At 56.3% G+C, this 11772-nt stretch carries 8 protein-coding genes and 7 pseudogenes; 7 read left to right on the top strand and 8 right to left on the bottom strand.

The window, feature by feature from the left end; translation table 11 throughout:
* Positions 1 to 486 (bottom strand): annotated as a pseudogene (locus BFD71_RS37400) (IS110 family transposase); the annotation flags it as partial.
* A gap of 206 nt (positions 487 to 692) precedes the next feature.
* Here BFD71_RS37400 and BFD71_RS43115 point away from each other — a divergent pair.
* Positions 693 to 962: pseudogene (locus BFD71_RS43115) on the top strand (IS110 family transposase); the annotation flags it as partial.
* Here BFD71_RS43115 and BFD71_RS41120 read toward each other — a convergent pair.
* The 4 genes and pseudogenes from BFD71_RS41120 to BFD71_RS37380 all read right to left on the bottom strand — a co-directional run.
* Positions 960 to 1085 (bottom strand): annotated as a pseudogene (locus BFD71_RS41120) (IS5/IS1182 family transposase); the annotation flags it as partial. The pseudogenes BFD71_RS43115 and BFD71_RS41120 sit on opposite strands and share 3 nt — an antisense overlap.
* 70 nt (positions 1086 to 1155) lie before the next feature.
* Positions 1156 to 2067 carry an EamA family transporter gene (locus BFD71_RS37390; protein ID WP_069269216.1) on the bottom strand — a complete coding sequence of 304 codons (912 nt, stop codon included), beginning with the start codon at positions 2065 to 2067 and terminating at the stop codon, positions 1156 to 1158.
* Positions 2064 to 2795, bottom strand: a complete 732-nt coding sequence (locus tag BFD71_RS37385) for a hypothetical protein (protein WP_069269215.1) — start codon at positions 2793 to 2795, stop codon at positions 2064 to 2066. Before BFD71_RS37385 ends, BFD71_RS37390 begins: the two co-directional genes overlap by 4 nt.
* A 17-nt stretch (positions 2796 to 2812) precedes the next feature.
* A complete protein-coding gene (locus BFD71_RS37380) occupies positions 2813 to 4195 on the bottom strand; it encodes a saccharopine dehydrogenase C-terminal domain-containing protein (RefSeq protein ID WP_083245707.1) in 1383 nt (460 codons plus the stop codon).
* Positions 4196 to 4375: 180 nt separating this feature from the next.
* Between BFD71_RS37380 and BFD71_RS37370 the strand changes: the two are divergent.
* Positions 4376 to 5204 (top strand): annotated as a pseudogene (locus tag BFD71_RS37370) (IS3 family transposase); the annotation flags it as partial.
* Between the two features lie 203 nt (positions 5205 to 5407).
* On the opposite strand, the gene BFD71_RS37365 reads toward BFD71_RS37370, so the two are convergent.
* Positions 5408 to 5611, bottom strand: a complete 204-nt coding sequence (locus BFD71_RS37365) for a hypothetical protein (RefSeq protein ID WP_141710944.1) — start codon at positions 5609 to 5611, stop codon at positions 5408 to 5410.
* A gap of 415 nt (positions 5612 to 6026) precedes the next feature.
* A pseudogene (locus BFD71_RS37360) lies at positions 6027 to 7086 on the bottom strand (amino acid--[acyl-carrier-protein] ligase).
* A gap of 121 nt (positions 7087 to 7207) precedes the next feature.
* Here BFD71_RS37360 and BFD71_RS41890 point away from each other — a divergent pair.
* From BFD71_RS41890 to BFD71_RS41880, 3 genes are read left to right on the top strand one after another with little or no spacing between them, the layout of a single operon-like run.
* Complete coding sequence (locus BFD71_RS41890; protein ID WP_069269212.1) at positions 7208 to 7495, top strand: hypothetical protein; 288 nt, start codon at positions 7208 to 7210, stop codon at positions 7493 to 7495.
* Positions 7496 to 7505: 10 nt separating this feature from the next.
* Positions 7506 to 7865 carry an efflux RND transporter permease subunit gene (locus tag BFD71_RS41885; protein WP_069269211.1) on the top strand — a complete coding sequence of 120 codons (360 nt, stop codon included), beginning with the start codon at positions 7506 to 7508 and terminating at the stop codon, positions 7863 to 7865.
* On the top strand, positions 7862 to 8113 hold the full coding sequence (locus tag BFD71_RS41880; protein ID WP_069269210.1) for an efflux RND transporter permease subunit: 252 nt from the start codon (positions 7862 to 7864) through the stop codon (positions 8111 to 8113). The genes BFD71_RS41885 and BFD71_RS41880 overlap by 4 nt, the downstream gene beginning before the upstream one ends.
* Positions 8114 to 8292: 179 nt before the next feature.
* On the opposite strand, the pseudogene BFD71_RS43000 reads toward BFD71_RS41880, so the two are convergent.
* Positions 8293 to 8696: pseudogene (locus BFD71_RS43000) on the bottom strand (IS110 family transposase); the annotation flags it as partial.
* Between the two features lie 702 nt (positions 8697 to 9398).
* Here BFD71_RS43000 and BFD71_RS37335 point away from each other — a divergent pair.
* Together BFD71_RS37335 and BFD71_RS37330 are read left to right on the top strand one after the other, a co-directional pair.
* Positions 9399 to 10417, top strand: a pseudogene (locus BFD71_RS37335) (IS110 family transposase).
* A gap of 213 nt (positions 10418 to 10630) precedes the next feature.
* A complete protein-coding gene (locus BFD71_RS37330) occupies positions 10631 to 11719 on the top strand; it encodes a hydrogenase small subunit (protein WP_256095090.1) in 1089 nt (362 codons plus the stop codon).
* Positions 11720 to 11772 lie beyond the last annotated feature (53 nt).

Genomic DNA, 11772 nt, shown 5'->3' with positions numbered 1-11772 from the left:
GGCCGGTATAGCGCACGTCGTGGGCGAGCAGGAAGGCTTTGAGGCGTTGCCTGGCCTGCTTCAGATCCTGTTTGGCGGCGCCCCAGGTGCGGACCAGGTCACGAAACGCTTCGTCCTCGACGGTGGGCACGTGCACGGGCGACAGATCTCCAGCTCGAAGCGCGCGTACCAGTTTCGCTGCATCGCGGCGGTCGGTCTTGACCCGCTCGCCGGGCTTGCGGGGAATCAGTGACGGCGCGCAGACCATGCAGGGGTAGCCCTTTGCCGTCAACTGGCGATGAAGGCCGTAGCCGCAGGGCCGGCCTCATAGACGAACAATACGTTCGATGCTTTTGACTGCATGCGCTTGCACAAGCGATCGATATCATTGGCTCGAGGCGCAATCTTGCCGAGGGCCTCTACTTCGCCAAACCCGACAGAATACGCGACCACGATCGAATCCTTGTGAACATCCAGGCCGACAAACACCGTGCTATCGTTATTCACGCTGACCTCCGTGCCGGAAACAGGTTGTCGAGTATTGGCTTAGACCATACTCTTGCGGCTCTGGCATGCGTGCTAACCCGCGTTTCACCTCCGCGCGGCGGTCAGCCTCGTGCGCAGCGAAAGTCAACTGTCTATGAGGAACAACCCGCGTAAGCCCCCAGGAGTAAAACGGTTGATCTGAACCGTTTTCCGGAAGGAGCACGCAAATGGCCGCACCCGAGAGAACCTTGAACGCACAGGACACCGCGATCACCTGCAGGCTGTTTGTCGCCTTTGAATTGGGCGAAAAGAACTGGAAGCTGTCACTCGGTGATGGCGTACGTGCTCCCAGCCGTTGCACGGTAGCGGCCGGCGACACCGCTTCCGTCCTGACCGCTATCGCGAAAGCCAAAGCTCGCTGTCATCTGCACCCTGACACCTTGGTGGTGAGCTGCTATGAGGCGGGCCGCGACGGCTTCTGGTTGCACCGTTGGCTAATGGCAGGCAGCAGCAAGGGACAGCAACGCAACATGAATGTCGAGACGGCGCTCAAAGCAATTCCGCAGTTTGCGGAAGCCGGCAAACCATGCATGCGTGCGCTCGACCATCCAGCGATGCCGTTATCTGTTCATGCTTCGTGGATGACTTGTGTTAGCGACTCTTAACAGATGATGTTTTTTCGAGTCTCTCTCACATGTCCTGGAGTGATATCACTGCTACTCCTACCACGATCACGATGATTGAGAAAAATTTTCTAACTACGCCTCCGGGAGAAATATCCTCGGCGATAAATTTTGGAAACAGCTTCGTTGCCAGGAACCCAAAAGCCAAGACGAACAGCGGGTGGATACTGACGACTACCGAAACCAAAGCTGCACCGCCTCCCGCAGCCAGAGCGGCCATGAAGAATACATAGCCCCCAACATCAAAGATGTTCGTCGCCCCGAAAATTCCGAATTGCTTATAGTTCAAAACTTTTAGATCATCAATGATGAGCTTTCTCCATTTCGGAACCAATAAAAGCAACATCCCACCAAGGGCATAGCCAGCAAAGTTGAAAATCAGCACCGAGTGCAAGCTCGTGACTTTCAATAACTCATCTGAAATTACAGTCGAGACAGCTCCCAAAAAAGCAGAAATTAGCAACACGACTACGTGCCGGGGGTGCCCCAATCCACCAATCGTCTGCCTAGACATGCATAGTATTAGAATACCAACGACGATCAAAGCGAAGCCAGTCTGTTGCCTAGATGTCGGAATGGCATGAAAAATCAGCACTGATGCGGCCAATACAAATATTGGTTCAGATTGGTGAATCGGAATCACAACCGATACATCCATATCCCCCAAGGAGTAGCTATATGCAAAGTATTGTAGAAATATTGCGAGACCAGAGCATATATTTATCACCACCATATATAAGTCTAGATCGGCGGGCCGGAAATAGGCATAAATTGCCATCGCAAAAAAAATATTCCCGATGCTCAGCAAGAAAATGAACGAAATCCAATTGGATGCAATATTAGTGATTGCAAACTTATCAACAATATATGAGAGACTCCAAAGCAGCGGTGCCAGAAGGGCAAAATATAACCAGGTCATTTCTCGCTCCCGAGAACCTCAAGAATCGTATTTTTGCTATCGTTCAATAGCTCATTCGAGAAGTCATCGGTAACATGATCAAAAATAAATGTATTGTTATATCCGAAACCATCAGAAGTTTCGAAGCCAACTATTTTGTCAAGGATTGCTGGAAGTTCGCCAAACCGAGATGAGTGGTTTTTCTTCAAAAGCTTCATAGCGTTGCCGTAGTGCGCCGCTTCATCTTTAGTAGCATTACGAATCCATGCGGACAGACAATCAGGCCCAAGACTATCAAAAAGCTTGAAGTCCTGCTTATAAGCCCGAGTGCTAGTAACTTCATCGAATGCAATTGACGCCAATATGGTGAATTCATCAACCATGAAGGATGAAATCGATTCAAATTCCGGCTGTCTGGATTCGATTTCTTTGTCGATATCTTCTTCTCGGAAACCATACAACACACTATTGATCTTTCGAAGACCTCTATAGTGGTTTTGTTCATCCAAATGCCAGAGGCATGCGAACTCTAAGAAATCATCGCTCAGCTGTAAATCACTTCGATTCATGAGATATATCAAGAAGTGCTTGGAATCAAATTCAGCGCTCATGTCATGCCAAAAGTGTTCTTGCCGTGATTTTATGACATCCCTACATCCGGTGATGCGTTCGGGAGTCAGATATTTAAGTAACTCAACTGAAGACCAGTCATAACTTTTCAAGCCGATTGACGATTTTAAATAGCTCATGATTGCGCTCCCTGCAATTATTCCATGAAGTTTTGAAACTGCCACTTATCAGACGAAGCAGTGGAAAATAGCCCTTTATCCTCTTCCACAGGACTCCAATCAGTGTATTCCCCCAGCATTTCGCCTAAGTAGGGCTTTGCATTATCTAGCACGAAGCTAAAGTCCATCTCTTCCGCTTCAATGATCCCGCAACGTGGATTAGCAATTGCCCATTTCATACCTGCTATAACACCGGCCACGACTTGCAAAGAGGTGGCAGAGCTTTCAGGGTTGAGCTTTTGAGCAACCGAGTTCTCCATGTAGAACCCAAACCAATATGCATTTTTCTTATGCCCCATCAGAAGCACGCCAAGATAATCCCCTCCCGAGGCGATATCCGGTCCTTGCAAAATTCTCCCTTGTGCCTGTGGATTCCAAGAACAACCACTAAGCTCGTGAATGGAAAGTATCGCGTCATTGCAAGGATGGTAAGCATAATTGACCGTAGGCCGATAAGCGGCTCGCTCACCTTCAAAGTACGTTAGATAATCCGACAGAGAAACAACTTCATTATGAGTGATCAAAAAGCCTAAGCATGGGCCAAAAGCAGGAGTCCAGGTTTTCAATCTGACCGAGGCGCCCGGGCGGTTCAAATAGATCGCGCTATTGCAGCCTGTAGTATGCCGCTGCCCCTCTGGCGGTAAGCGAAGTTCATGAGTCCCCCAGCCTAACTCAGCAGGCTGGCAACCTTCGCCAATAAACCCATCAATTGACCAAGTATTTACAAACTCGCCAGGCCGCTTAGGCAGTTTTGCAATCTGGGTATCATGCTCCGCAATATGGATTATTTTCACATCTAGATCAGCAGACAGCTTCGCCCACTGCTGACGAGTTTGCGGGATTGGCTGGCTTATTCCGTAAATATCATCCCGAATATTCAGAAGTGCCCGCTTTACGAAATGAGACACCAAACCCGGATTTGCGCCGTGCGCTACGATAGCTGTAGGGCCATCTTGACATTTAGCCTTCAACGTAAGCATGGCTTCCCTGAGGGCGTAGTTGGTACGCTCTGCAGGCTCTGCATCTGCATTTACATAATGTCCGGCCCATGGTTCAATGCATGTATCAATATATTTTGTTTCTTTCTGCTGGCAAAATGAAACCAGGTCGACACTTGAGACATTGACGGACAGGTTGATTACAAAGGAGTCGGAATCCAGGTCGCTCAGCAAGTCTTCAAGATTTTCCTTAGCGACGCTCGCCGCCACCCAAGTTACAGGGAAATCGAAATCAGCGCTGAGCCTCTGGGCGCCATATGGATCTATTACCTTAAGGCTTTCAATTTCGCCCCCGAACTCACCGAGCAAGTTTGGCATAAGTGCAGATGCAATGGTTCCGTAGCCAATCAACACAATCTTCATGAGCATTCTTCCTTGACAGGAATTTGCGAGCGGACAGGGAGATATACCTCGGCAGGGAGGCTGATCTGCCGTCGAAATCCTGGACAGAAATGAGTGTTAGTGTTTCGGAGCAATTTTCCCCATGACACGGGAGGTTGGCGAGGAAACGCAATCAGTATTCGGTGGAGCAGAACGTGGCCGCAGCTGGGGAGATCCGAGCAGACGTATTACCGCTGGAAGAAGCTAGATCTGGGCCAGGAGTCGAACTAGGGTGCGTGAGCTGAAGCAGCTCCAGGACGAGAATGCGCGGCTCAAGAAGCTGGCTGCGGAGCTCAGTCTGGACAAGGCGATCCTGCAGGATATCGCCACAAAAAAGTGGCCCTGCACGCGCTGAAGAGACAGGCCGTGACCTACGTCATGCATCACTTCGGTCTTCCGACGCAGCGGGCGTGCCGTCTGGTGCGGCAGGCGCGCAGCACGCACTACTATCGCAGCGTCAAGGATCCGCAGAGGGCGCTTCGGCAGCACATGCGTGAGATTGACCCAGACCCGCGTGCGGTATGGCTACCGACGCGTTCACGACTGCTCAAACCCGAAGGCTGGCGCGTGAGCCGCAACCGGATCTACCGGCTCTACGCTGAAGAACAGCGGCAGTTACGCTCGAAGTTGCCCAAACGACGCAAGATGGTGGTGTCGCGCCGTCAGCGTTGCGCGCCGACGCGCCACAACGAGGTCTGGAGTCTGGATTTCGTGGCCGATCAACTCGCCAATGGCATCTGCCTGCGAGCCTTGACGATCGTGGATGTCTTCAGCCGTGAGGCACTTGCCATTGAAGTCGGACAGCGCCTGCGTGCAGAGGACGTTGTGTCCGTGCTGAACCGGTTGGTGGCCCAACGTCGGGCGCCGCGATGCCTGCTCGCCGATAACGGCAGCGAGTTCTCCGGCCGTCCTGCTGGATATGTGGGCGTACCACTACAAGGTACAGATCGACTTCAGCCGTCCGGGCAAGCCCACCGATAACAGCTTCATCGGACGGGTCATGTCGGTAGCATGACCATCATTCCGCATTTCTTCGAGAACGCGTTCCTGGGCGGCTATCCGAAATCGTGCGCGAACCAGACCCCGGTGAACTCTTCTCAACTGTGTGCGTTCGCTTTCGAGATCCATGGCCCCTTCCGAACGGCCAACATTTTATGACGAACGTTTGCCAGAACCCGGTTGTTGCGTCATCCGCTAGGTGGGGCCACTGCAGTAACTCACTTTCTTGCTGCGGAAAGCCTCTCCTTTATCGCCGTCCCCAATGATTGAGCAGAAGACAGCACTAAACGCGTCGACCGGAACGCACTCATGTTCCAGCGCGGCGGCGGCATTTTCCGCCACCCCGATTAGCATAGCAATCAGCACACCGTTACACAGCACCTTCTTCATTTTGGACAAGACCTGATCCTTTCCGAAAAGTTACCAGGGTTTCAGTCCTGCGACTCGCGCCACTGTCGGCAGGCAACCATGAACCGCACTTTCACTGCGCGCGATTCGTCTCCAAGCACCTTCCAGGCCATGTGGGGCGCAAACGCCCGGAACCGCCAGTACAGACGCTAATGACGCATTGGCGTCAGTCAAATTGCGTCGCGCACCTGCGTCGGCTATCGAACAATGATGTTGGATTCCCTACAAATAGCGCATGATTAGACCGGCCGCACGGAACCGGCGACTGTGAGAGAGCGAATTCGTCCTCGCCGACAAATTTCGGTCATCGAAAATCGCCGGCGGCCACAAGCGTGAAGGCGATCCTGGAACATCCTGGACGCTTTCATCATCGTGACCTGCCCGCAGGATGAGCGCCTCCGCGTCATCAATAGATTCGTTGTTTTTCGTCGCCGTTGACATCACTTCCGGGTGCGTCAGCCGGCTGTCGCCAGCATTCTAGTTCAGCAGCAATGCGCTCGTGACTATCGCCCCAGAGTAGTTGACGCACGTCGTCGGGCCATGCATCGACGTCGCACCCGTGATGATGCAACAGCGCAAGTGCGAGCCGCTCCATTCCGAATGCGATGCAGGCCGAGTGTGCGATGGCGCCATTCGCGCAACGCAGTTTCCATATCCGACCGAAGTGGTCCATGTGATAGTTGAACGACAGGCAGGCGGTTTTGCGCTGCGGGTCCGTTACCGGGATCAGCAGTTCGAATTTCAACTGCTGCGCGCGCTGACTGTCCGCGACGATCTTGCCGCCGCGGCCGAAGAATGGATCGTTCGCGACGTCGAATTCGGCGGGCAGGCGTAACATACCTGTAAGTGCATGGCCGCGTTCGATCCACGTCGTGCGAAAAGCCTGAACATCTTCTGGCGAGCCAATCCGCACATACTCGCGCATTCTGAACATTTGCATGCGCGTCGGGTCCAGAGAAGGTTCGTGACGGAAGCAATACGACAGCACATCTATAGTGAGCGCATTTTCTGGTAGCGGGCCGCGTCGCGCGATGACCGGATAGACCGGATAGCGCGCAGCGGGTGTGAGCACAGCGCGCGTTGGCTTTTGCTGGGCTAGCCAGGCGTCGCTTCGCTCGTCGCCGGGATCGGATGGCACGTCGTTGAGCGCCCGCAACAGGCGCCGATGGTCTCTCGCTCATCACCGCAGAACGCGTGAATCGTGCCGGCGAGGTGCGGAAAGTTCTTCAAGTATTCGCTGTCTTCGAAGTCCTTGCGTGGCACCGCTAGCGGGAAGCGCAGAACTTCCGGATGCTGGTCCGCAGCCATGCTGGATATCAGCCACGTCAGGCGTTCGACGATGCCTTCGTAGATATGGTGTGTCCATAGAGGCCGTTTTCGCCGGTGTCGACGAGCAGGCCGGCTGCGATCAACCGGTCGCGCAATGGCTGTTGCGCATCGGATACGGGGGGCACCACCGCGTGCATACTCAGGGAAGGAAGATGCGACAGGTACGCTCATGTCATGCCTCTATTGATAGTGACGGGCGCTGCGCAAGTAGCAGGCTGGCCGTGTTCTGGTCAATCCGGTCGTTGTTGATAATCAGGGATGCAGAATAAATGTCGCGCGGATACCGGCCGACCCTATAGCGGCCGCCATTCCGGTATCTACAACCTGACACTGCACGTGCCGAACGCCTCGGTGACGAACCGGGGAGCACTCGAGCAACTGACGCTGCCGTCGACGTCTGGCGCAAAGGTCCCTCTCGGTGATGTCGCGAAGATCTCGCTGCAGATGGGCGAAAGCACGATCACGCACGAGTTCGGCAAACGCGAGGTCACGATCCGCGTCGACAACCGCGACCGCGCGCTGTCGGACTACCTCGCCGAAGCGTAGCGGAAGATCGATGCGAACGTTCACTTCGACCACGAGAAGTACCACCTCGAATGGGGCGGGTACATTCGAGAACGAGCAGCGCGCGCAGAAGCGTCTCGCGGTTTCATTCCTGATCGTGGTGGGCATGATGCTCACGCTGTTGATCGCGAACTTCGGCAATTCGCGCCAGGCGCTGCTGGTGCTCGGCGTCGTGCCGCTCGCGACGCTCGGTGGCCTCGTCGCACTGAACATCCGCGGCGAGACGCTGAATATCGCGACCGCTGTGGGGTTCATCGCACTGTTCGGGGTCGCGGTGCAGAACGGGATCATCATGGTGTCGAACATCAACCGGTTGCGCGGGCAAGGGCCTGCCACTACGCGAAACGCGTGACGACCGGGGCGCTCGAACAGTTCCGGCCCGTGCTGATGACCGCGCCGGTCGCGACGGTGGGCATGCTGCCGGCTGCGCTCGCCACCGGGGTGGGCACCGACGTCCAGCGGGGTCTTGCGACAGTCGTCATCGGCGGCCTCGGGATCGCGACGCTGCTCACGCTCTATATCCTGCCTACCCATTACCTGGTCCTCGAACGCTTCGTCGAAAAACGCGCGGCGAACAAACCGGCCGCAGAAGAGGCATAACCATGGCTAACACATTCAACCACCCCTACGGGAAATGCGGGGCGGCGACAGTGCTGGCCTTTGCGCTCGCAGGCTGCGCGGTCGGTCCGGACTTCAGGACGCCGGCGGTTCCTGCCGCGACCGGCTACATGAAGAACGCGCTGCCAGCCGAGGTCGGCAGCGCGGGGGCGGGCGGCGGCACGCAGCCATGCGCGCAGGTTGATCACCAGCTTGATGGCGTCGAGCCTGTCGGTCTTCGCGCGCCTCTTATGGCGCTCAACAGGGATGCTCGCGGGATCGATCACATGACACTCGATCCCGCGAGCCCGCAGCGTGCGATAGATCCAGAACGCATCCGGGCCGGCTTCGTAGCTGACGACGACACGCACATCCGGCGCCAGAATCCACGTGGCCTTGTGCCGCTCGATGAGGTCCAGCACGGCCTGCAGCCGCCCCGCAGCGTCTCGCTCGGTCACAGATGCACAAATGGCCGGCAACGCTGCCCGTCGTGTAGCGCGACCTTCCATTTGGCCGCGGCAAGCTCAAGCGACACCGCAAGCACGATTTGCTCTGTAACCGTTGTGTACGCTGGTTCTGCGCGCATGATTCTCTCCAATCGGCCTGGGTCGACGCACATATTTTAGGCGTCGACCAGGTTGTCGAGGCGGCCAGGCTTCATAGGATCTTTCATTCGATTACCCCTACCTAGAAGGTTCTGCTCAAGTGGTCATTTAAAGACAGGACGAATGCCGTGACGATGTGCCGCCCTATGCGATTCGCGTGGAAGGAACCGACTTCTGGATTGACTGTTGCGCAACGCCTGAGGATGCGAGCAAGCGGGCGGAAATGCTCGGGGTCATGGTTCTAAAGGTGCAGGGGTAGTCCTGGTGTCGGTTTGTGCGAGAGCATTTCCAGCGCGGTTGTGAGTCGCGCATGGAGTCGATCGAATAGAGCCAGCGCGTGTTCATGGCGATGCGCGCGGGGCTCGTCGGGCGGCTTGCCCCGGATCGCTTCAACATCCAATAACAAGAGTTTGCATTGCGCTACCTTGCGGCCAGGAAAGGGGCGCTTATCGGCACCACTGCGGCCGGACCACCTTGGTGACAGTTCGCGCGGTTTCTCAGGTGACACTTTCAGTTCGCGGGCGCCAAGCTACGGATTTCATCCGGAATCTTGTTGATTTCCCCGCGACGGGTGTGGTTGTTGATGACACATTTACCGTCGAAGTTGTGACACTAATGGGATGGTCCCTCCTGCCCCCTCGAGCGCGTAAGCTTTCGAAATCCCAAACCGTTTGGATACCATCATGGACACGGTGACGCTGGTTGGAATAGATCTCGGCAAACACAGATTCCACTTGCATGGGCAGGACAAACGTGGGAAAGCCGTGTTCCGCAAGAAGTTGAGCCGGAAGCAGCTGGTTGAGTTCTTCTCCACGTTTCACCCGTGCACCGAGGCAATGGAGACTTGCGCCGGCGCTCATCATACTGCTCGCCTACTCGCCTCTTTCGGCCATAACGTCAAGCTGATCTCGCCGCAATTCGTGCGCCCGTTCGTCAAATCGAACAAGAATGATTTCGTCGACGCAGAAGCTATCTGTGAGGCCGCTTGCCGACCAGCGATGCATTTGTGACACCGAAGACTGAATCCCAGCAAACGCTTTCGACGCTGCATCGTGTTCGTGAATCGCTGGTCAGGGATCGTACCAAGGCCGTCAACCAGATACATGGGTTCCTGCTCGAGTTCGGCGTTAGCTTGCCCATTGGATCTGCAACGATCAGGCGTCTACCGGCTGTCCTTGCGGAGCATCCGTTGCCGCCAAAGCTCGTAGCGATCATTGAGCGTTTGCGTCTTCACGTTAAGTATCTCGAAGAGCAGATTGGTCAGCTCGAAAGAGACATCGCGCGCCAAGTCTCGGACGATGAGGTTGGTCAACGGCTGATGACCATTCCCGGCATTGGCGTCATCACGGCAAGTGTGTTGTCCTCAGAAATGGGTGACGGCAAGCAGTACCGATGTGGTCGTGATTTCGCGGCGGCGATTGGACTCGTACCACGGCAACACGGTACGGGCGGCCGAAATAACCTGCTCGGCATCAGTCGTCGCGGCGACAAAAACATCCGTCGGTTACTCGTGCGCGCCTACATGATCCGGCTCGATAAGCAAACGGGTCGTCTGGCCGACTGGGTGCGATCAATGATGACAAGGCGACACTCGAATGTCGTAGCTTGCGCGCTTGCCAACAAACTGGCGCGTACTGCGTGGGCAATAACCACTAACCACACGGTGTTTGAGGCTCGTTGCCAGAGAAGCTGGACGTGCTAAGAAGGCGACCCCCAACTGGTTTTGCGACGACTGAAAATTGATGACGTGAACGGCATATCTAGATCAACGCCATGTCTGAGGCCGGTTTGGACCGGGTGCGCACGAAGCTGGCACGAATCTTGTATTTGAGAACGCTAAACGCCGACAATGGGCGCCCCGAGACGCAACCGCATGTCGGCGTCGCCGACCCGATGGCCATCAAGGAACCACACAGTGATCGAAACGTTTTATGAAGTCATGCGACGTCAAGGGATTTCGCGCCGCAGCTTCCTCAAATTCTGCTCGCTGACGGCGACGTCGCTCGGTCTCGGCCCCGCATTCATGGTGAAGATCGCCCACGCGATGGAGACCAAGCCGCGCACGCCGGTGCTCTGGCAGCATGGGCTCGAATGCACGTGCTGCTCGGAGTCGTTCATCCGTTCGGCGCACCCGCTGGCGAAGGACGTCGTGCTCTCGATGATCTCGCTCGACTACGACGACCTGTTGATGGCCTCCGCGGGGCATCAGGCCGAGGCGATCCTCGAAGAAGTGATGACGAAGTACCGCGGCAACTACATCCTCGCGGTCGAAGGCAATCCGCCGCTGAACCAGGACGGCATGAGCTGCATTATCGGCGGCAAGCCGTTCATCGATCAGTTGCGCCGTGTGTCGAAGGACGCGAAGGCCGTGATCTCGTGGGGCTCGTGCGCGTCGTGGGGCTGCGTGCAGGCGGCGAAGCCGAACCCGACGCGGGCGGTGCCGATCCATAAGGTTATCACCGACAAGCCGATCATCAAGGTGCCCGGCTGCCCGCCGATCGCCGAGGTGATGACGGGCGTGATGACCTACATGCTCACGTTCGACCGCATGCCGGAGCTGGACCGCCAGGGGCGCCCGAAGCTGTTCTACAGCCAGCGCATTCACGACAAGTGCTACCGCCGTCCCCATTTCGACGCTGGCCAGTTCGTCGAGTCGTGGGACGACGATGCGGCACGGCGCGGCTACTGCCTCTACAAGGTCGGCTGCAAGGGCCCGACGACCTACAACGCCTGCTCGACCGTGCGCTGGAACGGCGGCACGAGCTTCCCCATTCAGGCGGGCCACGGCTGCATCGGCTGCTCCGAGGACGGCTTCTGGGACAAGGGCTCCTTCTACGACCGGCTCACCCAGATCAACCAGTTCGGCGTCGAAGCGAACGCCGACAAAATTGGTGGCACCGCGGCCGTCGTGGTGGGCGCCGCTGCCGCGGCGCATGCGGCCGCTTCGGCGATTCAGCGCGCCAAATCGAAGCGCGACGCGAGGCAAGACCGCGACGGCCGATAGCCGCATCTAGCGCCCCGCGCCGGGGCGCCGCCGACAAGCATAGGAAGCAATAC

The organism is Paraburkholderia nodosa, assembly GCF_001718195.1.
GTDB lineage: Bacteria > Pseudomonadota > Gammaproteobacteria > Burkholderiales > Burkholderiaceae > Paraburkholderia > Paraburkholderia nodosa_A.
This window is presented reverse-complemented; position numbering and strand designations above follow the sequence as displayed.